Annotated in this window: 21 protein-coding genes; 9 read left to right on the top strand and 12 right to left on the bottom strand. The window is 64.6% G+C overall.

The genetic code is table 11. From position 1 onward, the window contains the following. Positions 1 to 17: 17 nt before the first annotated feature. Complete coding sequence (locus AC6H34_RS07910; protein ID WP_497538425.1) at positions 18 to 1,931, bottom strand: potassium transporter Kup; 1,914 nt, start codon at positions 1,929 to 1,931, stop codon at positions 18 to 20. Positions 1,932 to 2,381: 450 nt separating this feature from the next. On the opposite strand from AC6H34_RS07910, the gene AC6H34_RS07915 reads away from it, so the two are divergent. The 3 genes from AC6H34_RS07915 to AC6H34_RS07925 all read left to right on the top strand — a co-directional run bounded on the left by AC6H34_RS07915 (position 2,382) and on the right by AC6H34_RS07925 (position 4,975). Further along, a complete protein-coding gene (locus AC6H34_RS07915; protein ID WP_448150503.1) occupies positions 2,382 to 4,088 on the top strand; it encodes a formate--tetrahydrofolate ligase in 1,707 nt (568 codons plus the stop codon). A 191-nt stretch (positions 4,089 to 4,279) separates the two neighbouring features. Continuing rightward, complete coding sequence (locus AC6H34_RS07920; protein ID WP_448150502.1) at positions 4,280 to 4,480, top strand: hypothetical protein; 201 nt, start codon at positions 4,280 to 4,282, stop codon at positions 4,478 to 4,480. Between the two features lie 159 nt (positions 4,481 to 4,639). Beyond that, on the top strand, positions 4,640 to 4,975 hold the full coding sequence (locus AC6H34_RS07925) for a hypothetical protein (RefSeq protein WP_497538426.1): 336 nt from the start codon (positions 4,640 to 4,642) through the stop codon (positions 4,973 to 4,975). A 54-nt stretch (positions 4,976 to 5,029) separates the two neighbouring features. Here AC6H34_RS07925 and AC6H34_RS07930 read toward each other — a convergent pair whose 3' ends face one another. Further along, positions 5,030 to 5,533, bottom strand: coding sequence for a hypothetical protein (locus AC6H34_RS07930; protein ID WP_497538427.1), 504 nt, complete (start codon positions 5,531 to 5,533; stop codon positions 5,030 to 5,032). A gap of 69 nt (positions 5,534 to 5,602) precedes the next feature. Then, positions 5,603 to 6,136 (bottom strand): hypoxanthine phosphoribosyltransferase, encoded by a 534-nt coding sequence (hpt, locus tag AC6H34_RS07935; RefSeq protein ID WP_448150500.1) that lies wholly within the window; start codon positions 6,134 to 6,136, stop codon positions 5,603 to 5,605. Positions 6,137 to 6,451: 315 nt separating this feature from the next. Between hpt and ftsE the strand changes: the two genes are divergently transcribed. From ftsE to AC6H34_RS07960, 5 genes are all read left to right on the top strand, one after another. Then, entirely contained in the window at positions 6,452 to 7,126 is a 675-nt protein-coding gene (ftsE, locus tag AC6H34_RS07940; RefSeq protein ID WP_448150499.1) for a cell division ATP-binding protein FtsE, read from the top strand. Continuing rightward, positions 7,117 to 8,085, top strand: a complete 969-nt coding sequence (locus AC6H34_RS07945) for a cell division protein FtsX (protein ID WP_448150498.1) — start codon at positions 7,117 to 7,119, stop codon at positions 8,083 to 8,085. The genes ftsE and AC6H34_RS07945 overlap by 10 nt, the downstream gene beginning before the upstream one ends. Positions 8,086 to 8,254: 169 nt before the next feature. Continuing rightward, entirely contained in the window at positions 8,255 to 8,905 is a 651-nt protein-coding gene (locus AC6H34_RS07950) for a YdcF family protein (protein WP_448150497.1), read from the top strand. 141 nt (positions 8,906 to 9,046) lie between these two features. Further along, positions 9,047 to 9,793: a lysophospholipid acyltransferase family protein gene (locus AC6H34_RS07955; RefSeq protein WP_448150496.1), complete on the top strand. Its 747-nt coding sequence runs from the start codon at positions 9,047 to 9,049 to the stop codon at positions 9,791 to 9,793. Between the two features lie 32 nt (positions 9,794 to 9,825). After that, positions 9,826 to 10,203 carry a hypothetical protein gene (locus AC6H34_RS07960; RefSeq protein ID WP_497538428.1) on the top strand — a complete coding sequence of 126 codons (378 nt, stop codon included), beginning with the start codon at positions 9,826 to 9,828 and terminating at the stop codon, positions 10,201 to 10,203. A gap of 243 nt (positions 10,204 to 10,446) precedes the next feature. On the opposite strand, the gene ureG is transcribed toward AC6H34_RS07960, so the two are convergent. The 7 genes from ureG to AC6H34_RS07995 form a co-directional block, all read right to left on the bottom strand. Continuing rightward, the gene (gene ureG / locus AC6H34_RS07965) at positions 10,447 to 11,076 is read right to left on the bottom strand and encodes an urease accessory protein UreG (RefSeq protein WP_448150494.1); all 630 of its coding nucleotides are present in this window, start codon (positions 11,074 to 11,076) and stop codon (positions 10,447 to 10,449) included. Positions 11,077 to 11,188: 112 nt separating this feature from the next. Continuing rightward, positions 11,189 to 11,878, bottom strand: a complete 690-nt coding sequence (locus AC6H34_RS07970; RefSeq protein WP_497538429.1) for an urease accessory protein UreF — start codon at positions 11,876 to 11,878, stop codon at positions 11,189 to 11,191. Between the two features lie 3 nt (positions 11,879 to 11,881). Next, the gene (locus AC6H34_RS07975) at positions 11,882 to 12,577 is read right to left on the bottom strand and encodes an urease accessory protein UreE (RefSeq protein ID WP_448150492.1); all 696 of its coding nucleotides are present in this window, start codon (positions 12,575 to 12,577) and stop codon (positions 11,882 to 11,884) included. Positions 12,578 to 12,699: 122 nt separating this feature from the next. Continuing rightward, positions 12,700 to 14,412, bottom strand: a complete 1,713-nt coding sequence (gene ureC / locus AC6H34_RS07980; protein ID WP_448150491.1) for an urease subunit alpha — start codon at positions 14,410 to 14,412, stop codon at positions 12,700 to 12,702. 94 nt (positions 14,413 to 14,506) lie between these two features. Further along, positions 14,507 to 14,812, bottom strand: a complete 306-nt coding sequence (locus AC6H34_RS07985) for an urease subunit beta (protein WP_497538430.1) — start codon at positions 14,810 to 14,812, stop codon at positions 14,507 to 14,509. 96 nt (positions 14,813 to 14,908) lie between these two features. After that, complete coding sequence (locus AC6H34_RS07990) at positions 14,909 to 15,211, bottom strand: urease subunit gamma (protein ID WP_448150489.1); 303 nt, start codon at positions 15,209 to 15,211, stop codon at positions 14,909 to 14,911. A 21-nt stretch (positions 15,212 to 15,232) separates the two neighbouring features. After that, positions 15,233 to 16,090: an urease accessory protein UreD gene (locus tag AC6H34_RS07995; protein WP_497538431.1), complete on the bottom strand. Its 858-nt coding sequence runs from the start codon at positions 16,088 to 16,090 to the stop codon at positions 15,233 to 15,235. Positions 16,091 to 16,259: 169 nt separating this feature from the next. Between AC6H34_RS07995 and AC6H34_RS08000 the strand changes: the two genes are divergently transcribed. After that, the gene (locus AC6H34_RS08000; protein WP_448150487.1) at positions 16,260 to 16,724 is read left to right on the top strand and encodes an Hsp20 family protein; all 465 of its coding nucleotides are present in this window, start codon (positions 16,260 to 16,262) and stop codon (positions 16,722 to 16,724) included. A 106-nt stretch (positions 16,725 to 16,830) separates the two neighbouring features. Here AC6H34_RS08000 and AC6H34_RS08005 read toward each other — a convergent pair whose 3' ends face one another. Together AC6H34_RS08005 and obgE are read right to left on the bottom strand one after the other, a co-directional pair. Further along, positions 16,831 to 17,280 (bottom strand): hypothetical protein, encoded by a 450-nt coding sequence (locus AC6H34_RS08005; protein ID WP_497538432.1) that lies wholly within the window; start codon positions 17,278 to 17,280, stop codon positions 16,831 to 16,833. A gap of 118 nt (positions 17,281 to 17,398) precedes the next feature. Next, positions 17,399 to 18,448, bottom strand: a complete 1,050-nt coding sequence (gene obgE / locus AC6H34_RS08010) for a GTPase ObgE (protein ID WP_448150485.1) — start codon at positions 18,446 to 18,448, stop codon at positions 17,399 to 17,401. Positions 18,449 to 18,467 lie beyond the last annotated feature (19 nt).

The raw sequence follows: 18,467 nt of genomic DNA on the forward strand, positions 1-18,467 counted from the left end.
GATCCTCATACCGGATATCAGATCAGCACCTGCGTGCCGATCTCCACGACCCTGTTCGAAGGGATGGAGAAGTAGTCGCTGGCATCGTCTGCGTTGCGGGCGAGGATCATGTAGAGCCGACGCTGCCAACGCCACATCGTTGGATGGGTTCCCGCCCGCAGATGGCGGCGCGACAGGAAGAAGGAGGTGGCCATGATGTCGAAGGACCATCCAGCCTTGCGGCAAAGCGCCAGCGCCCGCGGCACGTTGGGGCTCTCCATATAGCCGAACTGCACGCGCATCTTGGTGAAGGTGCCGGAAACCTGCTCGATCGACACCCGCCCGCCGCCGGGCACCACCGGATCGTCGGTCGTCTCGATGGTGAGGATCGCCACCTTCTCGTGCAATGCCTTGTAGTGCTTCAGGCTGTGCAGCATGGCGGTGGGCGCATAGTCGGGATCGGACGTAAGGAAGATCGCAATGCCCGGAACCCGCATGACCGAGCCCTTTTCCAGGCTCTTGACGATGGTCATCAGCGGCACTTCGGTCCGGCGCGTCTTGTCGAGCACCATGCGGGTGCCGCGGCGCCAGGTCACCATCAACGTGATCAGCGCGAAGGCGATCAGGATGGGCAGCCACGCTCCCTCGAACAGCTTCAGGAGATTGGCGCCGAGGAAGATCGCGTCGATGCACAGGAAGGGCAGGATGATCGCCGCCGCGGCCCATGGCTTCCATAGCCAGACACGCCAGATAACCACGAAGGCGAGGATCGCATCGACCACCATGGTGGTGGTGACGGCGATGCCATAGGCCGAGGCGAGCCGCGAGGAACTCTCGAATACCAGCACCAGCAGCACCACGCCGGCGAGCAGGATTCCGTTGACCTGGGCGATGAAGATCTGGCCCGATTGAAGCTCCGACGTATGGGAGATCTTCACGCGCGGCAGGAGGCCGAGTTGCACCGCCTGGCGGGTCAGGGAGAAGGTACCGGTGATCACCGCCTGGCTGGCGATGATGGTGGCGATCGTCGCCATCACCACCATGGGAATGAGGAAGAGAGGCGAGGCCGGCACCAGCCGATAGAACGGATTCTCGAGGGCGCTGAAATCGTTGAGCACCAGCGCGCCCTGGCCGAGATAGTTGAAGGCGAGCGCGGGCAGGACCAGGCAGAGCCAGGCGGTCTGGATCGGTTTTCGCCCGAAATGACCGAGATCGGCATAGAGGGCCTCGCCGCCCGTAACGGCCAGGAAGACGGCGCCCAGCGTCACGAAGCCGATATGGCCGTGCGTGAGCAGGAAGTCGGCTGCATAGACGGGATTGACGGCGGCGATGATGCCGGGATGGCTGAGAAAGTTGATGAAGCCGATCACGCCGATCAGCACGAACCATAGCGCCATGATCGGGCCGAACAGGGCGCCCACGCGCGCCGTGCCGTGGCTCTGCACCATGAACAGGAGCACGATGATCGCGATCGTGGTCGGCACGACAAAGCCGCTGAAATCTGGCGCCACCAGCTTCAGGCCTTCGACGGCAGACAAAACGGAGACCGCCGGCGTGATCATGGCGTCGCCATAGAACATCGAGGCACCGACGATGCCGAGGAACACGATCGGCATGCCCGAGCGGCCGAGCGCCCTCTGGGCCAGCGCCATCAGCGTCAGCGTTCCGCCCTCTCCCTTGTTGTCGGCACGCAGGAGCAGCAGGACATATTTGAGGGTGACGACGATGATCAGCGCCCACAGGATCAGCGAGATCACGCCCAATATGGCGGTGGGCGTGACGTTCTCCCCGCCCTGCGTTGCGGCATGGGCGGCTTCGCGAAAGGCGTAGAGCGGACTCGTGCCGATGTCGCCGTAGACGACCCCGATGGAACCGAGCGTCAAGGCTGCAAAACCGCCGGTGTGCTTGTGAGCGGCCTCTTCGCCTGCTTCGACCGCGCTTACGAGCCCCATGCGGGCAACTCCGTTTGGAACTGGGATGATGATTTCCGTCTGGGGGCGTTATGCCCGGTAATGCGGTTGCCTCTTTCCCGGCGCCCCATTGATGGAACCGATGGCGCACTGCGTCAACGGTGGGGCCTATTACACGGTTCCGCCACAATGTCACAGGGGCGATAGGCATCGTGCACAGCCACGTGCCCGGAAACGCGCCGTCGAGCACCGCATCTCCGAACTGGACCCATCGCCCGTCGCAAGGGCGACACATCCTGTGACGTTTTCGGACAAGCGGATTCGATACCGATGCGTTACCTATCTAACATACGACGCCCTGTCGTATTCAGGACATTCCTACTTCTTCCGGGACCTTCAATGGCAAGAATAAGTCCACTGTGAAGAAATTTATTTTCATTACCGTGAAAATATGTCTCAACTCACCTGAACAAAAACACCCCGGGGAAACATATGGCCCAAGATCCGAAGAAGCCACTGAGCGACATTGAAATCGCGCGTCAGGCCAAGATGCAGCGCATCGAGCAGATTGCCGAGAAAGCCGGCATTCCCGATGAGGCCTTTGAGCCCTATGGCAAGCACATCGCCAAGATCGATCTCGACAAGATCCCCGGCTTGGCTGAACGCCCGGACGGCAAGCTGATCCTGGTCACCGCCATCAATCCGACCCCTGCCGGCGAAGGCAAGACCACCACCACCGTGGGCCTCGGCGACGGCCTTGCCCGCATCGGCAAGAAGACGATGATCTGCCTGCGCGAGCCTTCGCTGGGTCCCTGCTTCGGCGTCAAGGGCGGCGCGGCCGGCGGCGGCTATGCCCAGATCGTGCCGATGGAGCAGATCAACCTGCACTTCACCGGCGACTTCCACGCCATCACCTCCGCCCACAACCTGCTGGCGGCGATGATCGACAACCACATCTATTGGGGCAACTCGCTGGGCATCGACACGCGCCGGGTGGCCTGGCGCCGCGTGCTCGACATGAACGACCGGGCGCTTCGTTCCGTCAACTCCTCGCTCGGCGGTGTCTCCAACGGCTTCCCGCGCGAGGACGGATTCGACATCACCGTGGCTTCCGAAGTGATGGCGGTGTTCTGCCTCGCCAAGGACCTGGCCGACCTCGAGGCGCGCCTCGGCAAGATGATCGTCGCCTATACCCGCGACAAGAAGCCGATAACCGCCGCCGACATCAAGGCCTCCGGCGCCATGACCGTTCTCCTCAAGGATGCGCTGAAGCCGAACCTGGTGCAGACCCTGGAAGGCAACCCCGCCTTCGTGCATGGCGGCCCCTTCGCCAACATCGCCCATGGCTGCAACTCAGTCTCGGCCACCCAGGCCGGCCTCAAGCTCGCCGACTACGTGGTGACGGAAGCCGGCTTCGGCGCCGATCTCGGTGCCGAGAAGTTCTTCGACATCAAATGCCGCAAGGCAGGCCTCACGCCGGCCGCCGTGGTGATCGTCGCTACCGTGCGCGCCCTCAAGATGCATGGCGGCGTGCCGAAGGACCAACTCGGCAAGGAGAACCTGGAGGCACTGAAGAAGGGTCTCGCCAATCTCGGCCGCCACGTCGAGAACGTACGCAAATTCGGCGTCTCGGCCATTGTGGGCATCAACCACTTCATCGCCGACACCCCTGCCGAGCATGAACTGATCCGCGCCGTCTGCAAGGAGCAGTTTGGCGTCGACGCGGTGGTCTGCAGCCACTGGGCCGAAGGCTCGAAGGGCACCGAGGAACTGGCCAGGCGCGTGGTGGCGCTGGCCGAAGCGCCGCACCCGCTCGACGGCCGCGGCTTCCGCGTGCTCTACCCGGACGACATGCCGCTCTGGGAGAAGATGAAGACCATCGCCAAGGAGATCTACCGCGCCTCCGACATCATCGCCGACCAGAAGGTGCGCGATCAGTTCAAGGACATCGAGGCGGCCGGGTATGGCCACCTGCCGATCTGCGTCGCCAAGACGCAGTATTCCTTCTCCACCGATCCCAACCATCGCGGCGCGCCGGTCGACCATGTCGTGCCGATCAGGGAAGTGCGCCTGTCCGCGGGCGCAGGCTTCCTCGTGGTGATCTGCGGCGAGATCATGACGATGCCCGGCCTCCCGCGGGTTCCCTCGGCCGAGGTCATCCGCCTCAACCAGGAAGGCCTCATCGAAGGCCTGTTCTAAGTCCCCTCCTGTTCGACAGGCGTGCAACCCCGGCCCTCTCGGCCGGGGTTTTGCTTTGTGGCGGGACGTCACCCGGCCATCACGATACGGGACTACTGTCGTGTGCCGTGCCGCACGGCGGATGGACGATTCGACCGCTAGCCTGGCTCGCAAGTTTTCGGATGGATCGACTATCTCGGAAGGACCGCCACATGGTCGCTACAGCCTTCATAGCGTGCCTCGTCGGCAAGCTGCTCCCGGACCTGGGTGAGCCCGTGCCCATGTCGCTCTGGCGCCCGGCGAGACCGACATTCGACCAGCTTATCCTGGCGGCCTTCCGCCACCACACCAACCCCGCGACCGTCCGCAGGCTGCTGAGGAAGCTGTTCCCCGGACGGGGCGGAAAGCGCTGAGGCGGTGAGGCGATATGACGCCACAACCTGCGAGTGCCGGATCCCTGGCCTGCAGCCTTCTCTAAGCTATCCCTAATTCCTGCATCCTATCCCGCGAACGCACTGGCGGGTCGCCCGAGCGGCCACCTCGCCAGCACCACCATCAAGGAAAGGTCCAGGATGAAGATCCATATTGCAGTTGCCGCCATCGTGCTGTCTGCCGCCCCCGCTCTAGCCAGCGAAACCACCGTCCACAACAACAGCGGCGTACCGATCGACGAGCTCTATGCCTCGGCACCCGGCAAGAAGGCCTGGGGACAGAACCTCATGGAAGGTGCTCCCGAGGGCTCGCTCGACAGTGGCAAGAGCTACGTGATCTCCGGCCTCGCCGACGGCGTCTGGGACCTGCGCATCGAAGCGCCGGACGAAGGCGTCTCCTGCGTGATGCCCAAGGTCAAGGTCAAGGCCGGCTCGAAGCTCGAGCTGACCAGCGCGCTCGGCAATGCCTGCAAATAACATCTTGCAGCAAGTGGCACGGGTTCCGGTGATACGCCGGCACCCCTGCCCTTCTCAGAGTTTCCCTTTCACGAAGCCGAGCAGGTAGACCTGCCAGGCCACGATGCCGAGCACGACGGCGGAAACGATCCAGCGGCCGTAGACCGGGAGGATCTGGTCGCTGAGAATCGGCGAGAAGACCTGGAAATACGCGACGGCGGGCAGGATCAGGGCCATCTGCGCGGGCTTGCCGAGATCGTTGCAGCGCTTGGCGCCGACGAAGTAGATGCAGACCGAAGCCAGCACCATGAGCACATAGCTGATGTCGATCACGAGAAGCGAGACGTAGTAAGGCACCGAAAGGAAACGGTTGTGGGTCTGGGCCGCTTCATTGACCAAAGCCTCCGCGGCTTCGGGCGTCTTGGGCAGGAAATCGTCGAGCCCGAACACCAGTGCGCCCAGGGCAGCCAGCGCGACCACCAGCACCACCATGGCACGCCACCAGCTCGCCCTGTCTATGCTGCCCTTGTCGTCGCGAAACAGAAAACGGGCGCTGTGGGCGCCCAACAGACCAGACATGGTTCCTCCCGGCGCTGACGGCGCCATCAGGCCGCCTCTTTGCATGCGTGGTCAGGCGGGATCAAGGCGCTACTTCTCGACCACGCCCACAAAGGGCAGTTCGCGATAGGAATGCGCCACGTCCATGCCGTAGCCCACGACGAAGAGGTCGGGGCATTCGAAGCCGACGAAATCGGCGTGGATCTGCACGGCGGACTTGCCTGGCTTCTCCAGAAGCACGCAGCTCAGCACCTCCTTGGCACCGCGCGCCATCAGGAGATCCTTTGCGAAGGCAAGGGTACGGCCGGATTCGAGAATGTCGTCCACCAGCAGGATGCTGCGCCCGCGCACGTCGCTCTCGACATCGTGGAGAATGGTCACCGTGCCCGAGGAAACGGTGGACTCGCGGTAGCTCGAAAGATGCACGAACTCGACCTCGGGCGACATGCCCGCCTTGTGCATGGCGCGAAGGAGGTCGGCGGCGAAAACGAAGGAGCCCTTCAGCACGGCGACCACGAGAAGATTTTCGAGCTTGCGGGCCTTGATCTCCTCCACAAGCGCGGTATTGCGCTCGGCGATCGTCTCTGCGTCGAACAGTACTTTGATTTTACGCGTGGCAGTCATCGAACCCCTCTTCCTGTCCGTCCAGCATAGACGCAGGAGTGCGCGGGGTACAATGGGGCGAAGGGGCCGCAGTCCCCCTGTCCATAGGCTTTGCGGGGCAAGAGCGTGGCACAGGATTGTCGATCGCCGATCGACGATCCTGGAAACCTCGATGGCTGGCGGTTGGGAAGGTGAACGCCACCCTGGCGTCCGGCGCGCCGGACAGGAGAGAAGAGGCTGGCGTTCCCAGGTTAAATTCGTTGTCATTTCGTTAACGTTAATACCTCGTTAACCGCCGCCTCTGCAGAGTGCTCCCGATGCGGGGAGACTCAAGACTTGGTCCGGTTCGAGAATGTGGGATTGCGCTACGGGATGGGCCCGGAAGTGCTGCGCGACGTCAGTTTCGACGTCCCCGCAAACTCGTTCCAGTTCCTTACCGGGCCTTCGGGCGCCGGCAAGACGACGCTGCTGCGCCTGCTCTTCCTGACGTTGAAGCCCACGCGCGGCCTCGTCCATATGTTCGATCGCGACGTGATGACGCTCTCCAAGCACGACCTCGCGGAGACGCGGCGACGCATCGGCATCGTCTTCCAGGACTTCCGCCTGCTCGACCATCTCACCACCTATGAGAACATCGCCCTGCCCTTGCGGGTGCAGGGCCAGGACGAGGCGCGCTACCGTGCCGAGGTGGTGGAGTTGCTGCACTGGGTGGGGCTCGGTGAGCGCATGCATGTGCTGCCGCCGGTGCTGTCGGGCGGAGAGAAGCAGCGCGCGGCCATCGCCCGCGCCCTGATCGTGCGCCCGGAACTGCTGCTGGCCGACGAGCCGACGGGCAATGTCGATCCCGCGCTCGCCCGCAGGCTGCTGCGCCTGTTCATCGAGCTCAACCGCTCGGGCACCTCGGTGGTGATCGCCACCCATGACGAGAGCCTCATGGAGCTCTTCCCGGCCCGGCGCCTGCGCCTTGAGGATGGTCACGTCACGGTGCAGGAGCCCGCATCATGGTCATGACGGACCATAACGGCCAGCACTCGGGGCAGCGACCGCTCGCGCGGCGGGCGGAAACCCTGATTCGCCCATCGGCTCCGATCGTGCCGTCCGGTTCGATCGCCGGCCGCTCGCTGATGGCCGTGGTGGCGATCATGACTTACCTCGCCGCCCTCACCGCGGGCTGCGTGCTGCTGGTCGCCGCCGCCGCTTCCGACTGGGGCTCGCAGGTCGCGCGCGAGGTCACCATCCAAGTCCGGCCGGTCGAGGGGCACGACATCGAGGCGGAGATCGCCAAGGCCGTGGTCGCGGCCCGCGCGACCGACGGCATCGCCGACGTGGAGGTCTATTCCCGGGAGGAGACCGAGCGGCTGCTCGTGCCCTGGCTCGGCGAGGGGCTCGACATGAGCGACCTGCCGATCCCGCGGCTGATCGTGGTGAAGATCACGCCGGGCGCGCTGCCCGACTTCGCCACGCTGCGCAAGACGCTCGCCGACAGTGTGGTCGGCGCCAGCCTGGATGACCACCGCTTCTGGATCGCGCGCCTCGCCGCCATGGCGCAGGCGATGGTGCTTGCCGGGATCGCCGTCCTCATCCTGATGATCGTCGCCACGGCGCTCTCGGTGGTGTTCGCCACCCGCGGGGCCATGGCCGGCAACAAGGATGTGGTGGAGGTGCTTCACTTCGTCGGCGCCCATGACAGTTTCATCGCCAACGAGTTCCAGCGCCACTTCCTCTGGCTCGGCCTCAAGGGGGGCCTCATCGGCGGCGGTGCCGCCGTCCTCACCTTCATCGGCGCCCATCTCGCCGCCACCCGCTTCACCGCGACCGCGACGGGCGACCAGATGCAGGCCCTGTTCGGTTCCTTCAGCATGGATTGGCGCGGCTATGCAGCCATCGTCGCGGCAGTCGTTCTCATCGCCGTCATCACGGGCGTGACTTCCAGGATGACGGTCCACCGCGTTCTCAGAGGCCAGGTATAGAACAGAGGAATCCATGAGTGTCTGGCAGGGCTCCGCGCCCATTCCGCTTCATACTCGACCCGCCGACCCCATTTTCGCCCAAGGGGTGCGCAAGAATTTCTTCCGTGACAAGGCAAGGCGGGCAGGTCCCATGCGGCAGGCAGCGGCAGCTCATCCGGTATCTCCGTCCATGGCGGAGCAACCGCCGCACCGCTCTCGCCACTGGCTGCGCTGGCTGCTGGAGATCACCGGCGCCTGCCTGCTCTTCCTCACCGCGGCGGTGGTCACGGACTTTGCCTATTTCGTCTCGACGCTGCAGGCGGAGGCGCCGAGCCCGACCGTACGGGCGGACGGCGTGATCGCCCTCACCGGCGGATCGGACCGCATCAGTGAAGCGTTCGACCTCCTCACCGAGGGACGGGCGAAGCGCCTCCTCATCACGGGCGTCAACAAGGCGACCAGCCCCGAGGCGCTCTCCGGCCACACTGCGGGTGGCGCCGAGATCGTCGACTGCTGTGTCGACATCGACCGCAATGCCCTGAACACCGTCGGCAACGCCCTGGAAACGGCGCGCTGGGTACACGACAAGCAGTTCAAGTCCATCATCGTGGTGACCTCGAACTACCACATGCCGCGCTCGATGTTGGAACTGCGCCGCGTGCTGCCGGACACCACCCTGATCGCCTATCCCGTGATCTCGCCCAATCTCAAGCTCGACGCCTGGTGGACCGACCCCAACAGCATCCGCCTCCTGGTTTCAGAATATGTGAAATATGCGAGCGCGACCTTCGGCGTCCGGGTGGAACGATCGACCTTCGAAAGGGTGGCGCGGGCGGAGTGAGCCTTCTGCCGGAATCGGCTGTCTCGTTGCAGCGTGGTGCCGCGTCTTGACGAGCGGCTCGATGCGGCGGGCCTTCACCCACGCTTTCCCCGCCTGCATCTGCTATAGCGAGCCTTGTCCGCTCTCGAATGATTCCGGCTCATGATTTTCCTGCGCTCGCTGCTGTTCAATCTGGTCTACTATATCAACATCGTCCTCTGGATGATCTGCGCACTACCTTCGCTCCTGTTGCCGCGCGGCGCGCTGCTGAGGATCGTCAGAGCCTGGGCGCGGGTGAACTTCTTCCTTATGCGTACGCTCGCCGGCATTACCTGCGAAATCCGCGGACGTGAAAACGTGCCCCCCGGAGGGGTGCTGGTCGCCGCCAAGCACCAGTCGGTCTGGGACACGTTCGCGATGTTCCTGGTCTTCGACGACCCCTCCTACGTCCTCAAACGTGAATTGATGTGGCTGCCGCTCTTCGGCTGGCTCGCCGCCAAGGCCGAGATGATCGCCGTCGATCGCGGCGCGCGTTCCAAAGCGATGAAGCAGATGCACGCCGATGGCGCCGCCCAGCTCGCCAAGGGCCGCCAGATCATCATCTTTCCGGAAGGCACACGCCGGCCACCGGGCGCGGAACCGGCCTACAAATTCGGCGTGGTCTATCTCTACAACGAGTTCGGCGTGCCCTGCGTGCCCATCGCGCTCAACTCCGGCTATTTCTGGCCCCGGCGCCAGTTCATTCGGCGGCCCGGCAATCTCGTGATGGAAATCCTGCCGCCCATCCCGCCCGGCCTGGACAAGACCGTATTCTTCGATCGGCTGCAGACCGGTATCGAAGCCGCGTCCGACCGGCTGCTGGTCGAAGCCCAAGGCCATGCCAGGCAGGAACAAACCAGAATCGCTTGACGCTCGCGAGTCCGATGTTCTAACTTTGTTCCATGACACAGGTCGCGATTCGTTCTCATTCTTCGAATGCCGAGAATCGGCTCTGCGCTCCCCTCGCCGCCCTGGGCCGCGAGGCACCGCACGCAGCGTCGCGCTTTCGCCGCTGGGTCGGAGCTTCCGGCAGATCCTACCTCGTCTCGGTCTATCCGATCGACCAGTGCCCCGACTATGTCGATGCGGTGATGATCGCGGTTGAAGGACGCAGCGGCGCTTGCGTGTGGATCGGCGAGGCGGGCCGGGGTGGCGAGGATCTGGCCGCGATCCTGCGCGCCGCCGCGGCTGCCGGCGCCAGCGAGGTGCATGTCCACCTGCTGGCCGGAGGCATCGAGGAGCGCGCGACGGCGATCAAGGATCTCGACGGCCGGCACTGAGGGAACCTCGGCCTTGGGCATTGCGGTGCTCGCCCCGGAGGTCGAGAAAAGCGTGGCGGCGAAGAGCGCATCGCAATGATGCCGGGGTCAGGACTCGAACCTGACGGCATCGAGCCCCGTGCCTTGCCGGAGCGTTTAATGTTTCCATCGAGCCGGAGTTCCGCGGGCACAGCCTTGGCGTGACGGCGTTCGCGATTCAATCGGACGGTGAAACGCGCCGTTACGGCTCCTGGGCGAGGCTTCTCATGCCGCCTGTACGGCGAGCCCTCCACGGCTGAGAATGAAATCCTCCACGGCCTGCACGCCATCGCCCGCGCGCACATTGGTGAAGACATGCGGCCGGCCCTTGCGCATCATCGTGGAGTCCCGGTCCATCACCTCGAGGCTCGCGCCGACCAGCGGCGCCAGATCGATCTTGTTGATGACGAGAAGATCGGAGCGCGTCACACCCGGCCCGCCCTTGCGAGGGATCTTGTCGCCGGCTGAAACATCGATGACGTAGATCGTGAGATCGGCCAGCTCCGGCGAGAAGGAAGCAGCGAGATTGTCACCACCCGATTCGATCAGGATGACGTCGAGATCCGGGAACCGGCGGTTCATCTCGGCGACGGCGGCGAGGTTGGCCGATGCGTCCTCACGGATGGCGGTATGGGGACAGCCGCCTGTCTCCACGCCCATGATGCGCTCCGGTTCGAGCGCTCCCGAACGGGTGAGAAACTCCGCGTCCTCCTTGGTGTAGATGTCGTTGGTGATGGCGGCAATGTCGTATTTCAGGCGCAGGCTCTTGCACAGCGCGTCCATCAGCGCCGTCTTGCCGGAGCCGACCGGTCCGCCGACACCCACTCGCAGCGGACCATGTTTCGATTTCGCCATCGTGCTTTCCTCACCTTCGAACGCAGGGACAATGGATCCCGGCGAGCAAATTTCATGCCGTGCCAATAAGGCCTCAACGCGAACCCGCGAGGGAACCGCGCTCCCTCCGAGCTCATGACCTGAACAATCGCGTCGCCTGGGTCTCATGCCGCATCGAGGCGATATCGGACCGGATCGCGCAGCCGCCAAGATCATCCAGGGTCGCCGTCTCGGCCCGGACGGCGAGTTCGGCGATCGCCGGCTCCAGGGCCGACAGCACCCTCAATCCGTCGCTCTGTCCGATCGGCGCCAGGCGGATGGCGGAGGAAACGAGATTGGCGGCGAGGCCGGTGAGGTAGGCCGGAATCGCCTCATGCGCCGGGATGGCGTTGGCGGCAGCCGAGACCCCCACCGCCACGGGCAAGGAGACGGGCTCCCTCCACATCTGGCGAAAATGCGTGATGAGGACGTGGCTCCAGCCGGTCTCCACCGCCTTGAGGAAGGCCTCGCCCTGCACGGTCGCTTCCAGCCGGCGCTCCTGCGAGGGCTGCAGTGCGAGGGCGAGCTCGGCCGCTTCGGCCAAAGCCGCATCGTCGCCCGCGAGCGTCGCCCGGTGGACCGCGGCGATCAGCACCGCATCCGACCAGCCTGCGCCATGGCGCAGGAGGCCGTCGATCCAGGCCTGAAGGGAAGCGCGGTCCTGCACATCCTCCGCTTCCACCGCCCATTCCAGGCCGTGCGAGAAGCTGAAGGCGCCGGTAGGAAAGGAAGGAGAAAACCACAGGATCAGGCGCGCGACGCCGGCGGAACCATCCATCGTCATCGATCAGTCGTGACCGTGCTTGCCGTGGTGGTGCTTGTCATGGTGGTGCTCATGGCCGTGCCTGTGATCATGGTCATGCTCGTGAGAGTGCTCATGGCCGCAGCCGCACGCCTCGTCATGGGCGTGAGCATGGTGATGATCGTGATCGTGGTGGTGATGATCATGGTCATGGTGGTGGCCATGGTCGTGCCCGTGATGCGCGTGGGAAGAATGGTCATGGGCGTGATGGCCATGGCTGTCCTGGGCGTGATTGTCCGCGGCGTGATCATGATGATAGGCCCCGCCCTCCGGCTGGAACGGCCCCTCGATCTCCACCACCCTGGCGCCCAACCCCTTGAGCATGTCCGCAATGACGTGGTCCTGGCGGATGCGCAGCCATTTAGGCCCGATCTCGGTTTCCAGGTGGCGATTGCCGAGATGCCAGGCGAGCCGCATCTGGTGCAGGGGATCGCGGCCCTTCACCTCGAGCAGCGGCTCGGCCTCGGCCACGATCTCGATCAGGCGGCCATCTTCCAGCTCATAGGCGTCGCCATGCGCAAGAGCCGGCGCCTCCGGCAGGTCGACCAGGATGTCGAGCCCGGCCACGGTCTGGATCACGCCCCGGCGGCGGCGGCGGTCCTCGAAAGTCAGCACGACCGTATCGGCGATGGCCTTGGCGTCGACCTTGGCGGCCGGAACGAAGGAATGGGCGTTGAGCATGGAATTTCCCTGGAGCGCGGACAGCACAGCGACATTCAATCGAAGATGAATGTCGCGCGTCCGCTCTTCCTACCCCTTGGGCGTATGGTTTCCAAGCGCGGACTGGAAGTCCGCGCTTCCGGTCAAAACAGGAAATAGCGCTGCGCCATCGGCAGGCTTTCCGCCGGCTTGCAGGTCAGCAGTTCCCCGTCGGCCCGGACCTCGTAGGTCTCGGGATCGACCTCGATGTTCGGCGTGGCGCCATTGTGGATCATCGAGGCCTTGGAGATACCCCCGCGCGTGTTCTTCACCGGCAGCAGTGTCTTCGAAAGCCCGTAGCGCTCGCCGATGCCGGCATCGAGCGAGGCCTGGCTGACGAAAGTCACGGCGCTCTTGACGATGGAGCGGCCGAAGCCGCCGAACATCGGGCGGTAATGCACCGGCTGGGGGGTCGGGATGGAGGCGTTGGGGTCGCCCATGGCGGCCGCCGCGATGGTGCCGAGCTTGATGATGAGGTCCGGCTTCACGCCGAAGAAGGCCGGCGACCACACCACGAGATCGGCAAGCTTGCCCAGTTCGACGGAGCCGATATGGGCATCGAGCCCATGCGCGATGGCGGGGTTGATCGTCACCTTGGCGATGTAGCGCTTGACGCGGAAATTGTCGTTGCCGGCTCCGTCCTCGGAGAGACGCCCGCGCTGCACCTTCATCTTGTGGGCAGTCTGGAAGGTGCGGATGATCACCTCGCCGACGCGCCCCATCGCCTGGCTGTCCGACGCGATGATCGAGAGCGCCCCCATGTCGTGCAGGATGTCCTCGGCCGCGATGGTTTCCTTGCGGATGCGGCTTTCGGCGAAGGCGATGTCCTCGGGGATGGACGGATCGAGATGGTGGCAGACCATGAGCATGTCCAGATGCTCTTCCAGCGTGTTCACCGTGTAGGGCCGCGTCGGGTTGGTCGAGGAGGGTAGGACATTGGCAAGGCCCGCGACCTTGATGATGTCGGGGGCGTGTCCCCCACCTGCTCCTTCCGTGTGGAAGGCGTGGATGGTGCGCCCCTTGAAGGCGGCGATCGTGTCCTCGACGAAGCCGGATTCGTTCAGCGTGTCGGTGTGGATCATCACCTGCACGTCGTAGTCGTCGGCGACGCTGAGGCAATTGTCGATGGCGCCCGGCGTGGTGCCCCAGTCCTCATGCAGCTTCAGTGCACAGGCGCCCGCCTCGATCTGCTCGATAAGTCCCGCAGGCAGCGCCGCGTTGCCCTTCCCCGAGAAGGCGAGGTTCATCGGGAAGGCCTCGGCCGCCTGAAGCATGCGCTCCAGGTGCCAGGGCCCGGGTGTGCAGGTGGTGGCGTTGGTGCCGGTCGCCGGTCCCGTGCCGCCGCCCAGCATGGTGGTGACGCCAGACATCAGCGCCTCGTCGATCTGCTGGGGCGCGATGTAGTGGATATGAGTGTCGATGCCGCCGGCGGTGACGATCTTCCCCTCGCCCGCGATCGCCTCGGTGCCCGGACCGACGATGATGGTGACACCGGGCTGCACGTCGGGATTGCCAGCCTTGCCGATGCCGACGATGCGCCCGTCCTTGATGCCGATGTCGGCCTTGATGATGCCGGTGTGGTCGATGATCAGGGCGTTGGTGATCACGGTATCGACCGCGCCCTGCGCCCGCGTGGTCTGGGCCTGGCCCATGCCGTCGCGGATCACCTTGCCGCCGCCGAACTTCACCTCCTCGCCGTAAAGGGTGAAGTCCTTCTCGACCTCGACCACGAGATCGGTATCGGCGAGGCGGACCTTGTCGCCGACGGTGGGCCCGAACATGTCGGCATAGGCGGCGCGGGGCATCTTGAAGGGCATGGATTTCTTCCTGGGAGCGCGGACGTCCTCGTCCGCTCTTGGAAACGATATGCTAGCGGCAGGAAGCGCGGACGGGGCGTCCGCACTTCCGGCGTTACAGCTTCCCCATCACATCCTGGCGGAAACCGTAGACCTCCCGCTTGCCGCGGAAGGGCACGAGATTGACGTCCCGGCTCTGGCCCGGCTCGAAACGCACCGCCGTGCCGGCGGGAATGTCGAGCCGCCTGCCGCGCGCCTTGTCGCGGTCGAAAGACAGGCCCGGATTGGTCTCGAAGAAATGATAGTGGCTGCCGACCTGGATGGGCCGGTCGCCTGTATTGGCAACGGTAATGGTCGTCACTTCGAGCCCGGCATTGAGCTCGATCTCGCCGTCGGCCGGGATGATTTCACCGGGGATCATCGGACCTCCTTACTGGGAGCGCGGACATCCTGTCCGCTCTCCGAAATACTTTGCTATCGACAAAAAGGGGCGGACAAGATGCGGTGCTCCCAGCGATCACCGTATCGGATGGTGCACGGTCACCAGCTTCGTCCCGTCCGGGAACGTCGCCTCCACCTGCACGTCATGGATCATCTCGGGAATGCCATCCATGACCTGGTCGCGGGTGAGGACGCCGGCGCCGGCCTGCATGAGATCGGCCACCGAACGGCCGTCCCTGGCGCCTTCGACCACGAAGTCGGTGATGAGAGCAATCGCCTCGGGATAGTTGAGCTTCACTCCCCGCTCGAGCCGCTTGCGGGCGACGACCGCCGCCATTGCGATGAGGAGCTTGTCTTTTTCACGCGGCGTCAACTGCATACGAAGACCTCTGGAAGACTCTTAATTGTGCCAGACACGGGGAAGCTCGCCCCCGAGCGCCCTGAGCAGCGCGATCAGAATCCGGCGAAGCGCGGCGCCATCTTGCGCGATCAGGCGGGCAACGCAAAGCCCGTCAAATGTGCTGATTCCGCCCTCCGCTGCCTCTTTTATGAGCACTTCGCGAGCCGGTTCGAGATGCGCCGCGGCATCCGGCGCGACAAGCAGCACGGTGGCGTAGGCCGCCGCTCCCTTGAGCGTCGCAGCCTTCGCGAGCCGGGCGGACAGATCGCCTTCGAAAGCGGTCTCCTCGGCAAAGACCAGGCGGCCGGCACGGCGCACCCGCCAGGAATCCCGGAACAGACCCTGGGTCAGGCTCTCGCCGGAAGCCTTGCGACCGAGGAGCACCGCCTCCATGGCGAGGAGGGTGGCATCCTGCGCCATGTCGACATGGAGCCGCCTCCTCAGCCTCGCGCGATCGAACAGGATCGTCTCCTGCGGCAACCAGGCCAGGAAGGCCTCTTGCGCAAGGGAAAGCTGCGTTTCCACCAGGGCATCGCTGCCATCGGAACGATAGATCTTCTCGCAGGCCTGCGTCGTCGCCAACGCCTTCGCGCCAGGCGCCACGTCGACCGCCGCGTGGAAGCGGTCCCCGCCGGTCAGGCCGCCACCCGTGTTGACGATCACGGCCTCCAGGGCATTTCCTGCCGCGATTGCGGGAAACAGAAGCCGCCCGCAGCCCGCCTGGGCCAATTCGCCGACGGTGTTACGCTCTCCGCGCCTCGATACGCCAAGAGAAACGGAGCCCCTCGCTCGCTCAAGCAAGGGTTGTTGTGAAGCCGGCACGGTCATTGCACGTTGTAATCCTTTGTTCTCCTTCATGCAGGAAACGGGCCAGCGCGCCGGGGCGAAGATTCCTGCAAATCACCCCTTGAAACCCTGAAAACCCTTACCAAATCCTGTGTTGTGCAGGCCCGGATGGGATGCACGCGTCAGCTCCGGCCAGATGGCGGAGCACATTCACGGCTTGTCGCTTCAAAGGAGGATAGCCATGCGTCAGTTTGATTTCTCGCCCCTTTACCGTTCCACCGTTGGCTTTGACCGTCTGTTCTCGGCGCTCGATCAGGTCGCCGGCTACGAGGGTTCCGCCACCACCTACCCGCCCTACAACATCGAGCGCACCTCGGAGAACGCCTATCGCATCTCCGTGGCCGTCGCCGGCTTCTCGGACAAGGATATTGCCATCGAGGTGAAGGAGAACACCCTCACCATTCGCGGCGACAGGACCGAGAACAAGGAAGAGAAGAAGGGCGAGATCCTGCACCAGGGTATTGCTGCCCGCGCTTTCGAGCGCCGCTTCCAGCTTGCCGACCACGTGCAGGTAACCGGTGCCGCCCTTGAGAACGGCCTGCTCCATGTCGACCTTGTCCGCGAGATCCCGGAGGCCAAGAAGCCCCGGCTGATCCCGATCAACGGCTCGGCTCCGAGGCAGGTCGAGGCCAAGGCTGCCGCCTGATCTTGCGGCACGGATGGTTGAGGAAGGCGCTCCGGGCAACCGGGGCGCTTTTTTGTTGCCCCGACGGCCTGCTCCACGGAAGCGATGCCTGCGGGGCTAAGCTGCTTCAGCAGCCCGGCGCGTTCGCGTGGAACCGGCACCAGCCGGGCTGGAGCTGGCCCGCGGCGTTGAACGGATATTGGATCACGCCGACCGGATGCGGCGGCTTGGGCGCCTGATAGGGCTGGAACATCATGCGCGGCGGCGGCGCAGCCTTGATCGACGGTACGCCGGCTTGCTCCGACGGCAGCGGCGCGACGATCCCGGCCGTCCCAGAGCCGCGCAACGGCATGACGGCGACGACCTTGCCCGTCCCCTCGTCCACGGTGACGCGGACACGCTTGCCCTTGGCATCCAGAGCCGCGGCATAATAGAAATTGCGGTCATGGGTCACCCCGCCGATGCCGGAATAGCCGGCCTGCGTCATCACGCGGATGGCCTGCTTCGGCGTGAGCGTATCCGCCAGGCCCGGCGCGACCATGCCCAGGACGAGGAGGAGACCCAGCATCGCTCCCATCGCCCCATTCCGATTGCGAGGCGAAGTAACAAGGCAGCTGAGGCGGGCGGGCGATTTCCTGAAGAATTCCATTCCCATTGCGATGACTCGTTCCAGCCCGGCCCGGAAGCAACGGCACTCACGGCTGCCAGGTATTGTTCTTCTCCAAAACCGGCTTTTCGATGATCTTGTCGGCAGCCTTTGCCGCGCCGATGACGTCGAACAGCTGGCGCAGGGCTTCCTGCACGCCGGCACCGGAAATCGATGAGAGAACGACCGGTGTTTTCTTCGCCGCCCGCTTCAGCCGCGCCACCTGTTCCTTGAGGAGTTCCGGCGACAGCGAATCCGTCTTCGACAACGCCACGATCTCCGGCTTGGCGGCAAGGTCCTCGCTATAGGCCGCGAGTTCGTTGCGTATCACCTTGTATGCCTTTCCGGCGTGTTCGGACGTTCCGTCGACCAGGTGCAGCAGCACGCGGCAGCGCTCGACATGGCCGAGGAAGCGATCGCCCAGGCCATGCCCTTCATGCGCGCCCTCGATCAGGCCGGGAATGTCCGCGAGCACGAATTCGCGTCCGTCCACGCGAACCACACCGAGACCGGGATGCAGGGTGGTGAAGGGATAATCGGCGATCTTGGGCTTGGCGGCCGTCACCGTGGCGAGGAAAGTGGACTTGCCGGCATTGGGCAGCCCGACGAGTCCCGCATCGGCAATCAGCTTGAGCCGCAGCCAGATCGTCTTTTCCTCGCCCGGCAGGCCCGGATTGGCCCGGCGCGGGGCCTGGTTGGTGGAAGTCTTGAAATAGGCGTTGCCGAAGCCGCCGTTGCCGCCCTTGCAGATGACCGCGCGCTGGCCGACCTCGGTGAAATCGGCGATCATGGTCTCGCCGTCCTCTTCGTAGACCTGCGTGCCCACCGGCACCTTCAGGATCACGTCGGGCGAATTGGCGCCGGCGCGGTTGCGGCCCATGCCGTGCACGCCGGTGCGCGCCTTGAAATGCTGCTGGTAGCGATAATCGATCAGCGTGTTGAGGCCGTCGACGCATTCGGCAACGACCGAACCGCCCCTGCCGCCGTCACCGCCGTCCGGGCCCCCGAATTCGATGAATTTTTCGCGCCGGAACGAGACGCAGCCCGCGCCTCCGTCGCCCGCTTTCACATAGATCTTGGCTTGGTCGAGAAATTTCATGGCCCTGGCTTCATTTCCT

The organism is Labrys sp. ALF-8 (assembly GCF_059699065.1).

Bases quoted from the DNA above. Each gene is read 5' to 3' on its own strand.
- AC6H34_RS07910 (WP_497538425.1), bottom strand. From the start codon at position 1,931: ATGGGGCTCGTAAGCGCGGTCGAAGCAGGCGAAGAGGCCGCTCACAAG.
- AC6H34_RS07915 (WP_448150503.1), top strand. From the start codon at position 2,382: ATGGCCCAAGATCCGAAGAAGCCACTGAGCGACATTGAAATCGCGCGT.
- AC6H34_RS07920 (WP_448150502.1), top strand. From the start codon at position 4,280: ATGGTCGCTACAGCCTTCATAGCGTGCCTCGTCGGCAAGCTGCTCCCG.
- AC6H34_RS07925 (WP_497538426.1), top strand. From the start codon at position 4,640: ATGAAGATCCATATTGCAGTTGCCGCCATCGTGCTGTCTGCCGCCCCC.
- AC6H34_RS07930 (WP_497538427.1), bottom strand. From the start codon at position 5,533: ATGTCTGGTCTGTTGGGCGCCCACAGCGCCCGTTTTCTGTTTCGCGAC.
- hpt (WP_448150500.1), bottom strand. From the start codon at position 6,136: ATGACTGCCACGCGTAAAATCAAAGTACTGTTCGACGCAGAGACGATC.
- AC6H34_RS07945 (WP_448150498.1), top strand. From the start codon at position 7,117: ATGGTCATGACGGACCATAACGGCCAGCACTCGGGGCAGCGACCGCTC.
- AC6H34_RS07950 (WP_448150497.1), top strand. From the start codon at position 8,255: ATGGCGGAGCAACCGCCGCACCGCTCTCGCCACTGGCTGCGCTGGCTG.
- AC6H34_RS07955 (WP_448150496.1), top strand. From the start codon at position 9,047: ATGATTTTCCTGCGCTCGCTGCTGTTCAATCTGGTCTACTATATCAAC.
- AC6H34_RS07960 (WP_497538428.1), top strand. From the start codon at position 9,826: ATGACACAGGTCGCGATTCGTTCTCATTCTTCGAATGCCGAGAATCGG.
- ureG (WP_448150494.1), bottom strand. From the start codon at position 11,076: ATGGCGAAATCGAAACATGGTCCGCTGCGAGTGGGTGTCGGCGGACCG.
- AC6H34_RS07970 (WP_497538429.1), bottom strand. From the start codon at position 11,878: ATGACGATGGATGGTTCCGCCGGCGTCGCGCGCCTGATCCTGTGGTTT.
- AC6H34_RS07975 (WP_448150492.1), bottom strand. From the start codon at position 12,577: ATGCTCAACGCCCATTCCTTCGTTCCGGCCGCCAAGGTCGACGCCAAG.
- ureC (WP_448150491.1), bottom strand. From the start codon at position 14,412: ATGCCCTTCAAGATGCCCCGCGCCGCCTATGCCGACATGTTCGGGCCC.
- AC6H34_RS07985 (WP_497538430.1), bottom strand. From the start codon at position 14,812: ATGATCCCCGGTGAAATCATCCCGGCCGACGGCGAGATCGAGCTCAAT.
- AC6H34_RS07990 (WP_448150489.1), bottom strand. From the start codon at position 15,211: ATGCAGTTGACGCCGCGTGAAAAAGACAAGCTCCTCATCGCAATGGCG.
- AC6H34_RS07995 (WP_497538431.1), bottom strand. From the start codon at position 16,090: ATGAAGGAGAACAAAGGATTACAACGTGCAATGACCGTGCCGGCTTCA.
- AC6H34_RS08000 (WP_448150487.1), top strand. From the start codon at position 16,260: ATGCGTCAGTTTGATTTCTCGCCCCTTTACCGTTCCACCGTTGGCTTT.
- AC6H34_RS08005 (WP_497538432.1), bottom strand. From the start codon at position 17,280: ATGGGAGCGATGCTGGGTCTCCTCCTCGTCCTGGGCATGGTCGCGCCG.
- obgE (WP_448150485.1), bottom strand. From the start codon at position 18,448: ATGAAATTTCTCGACCAAGCCAAGATCTATGTGAAAGCGGGCGACGGA.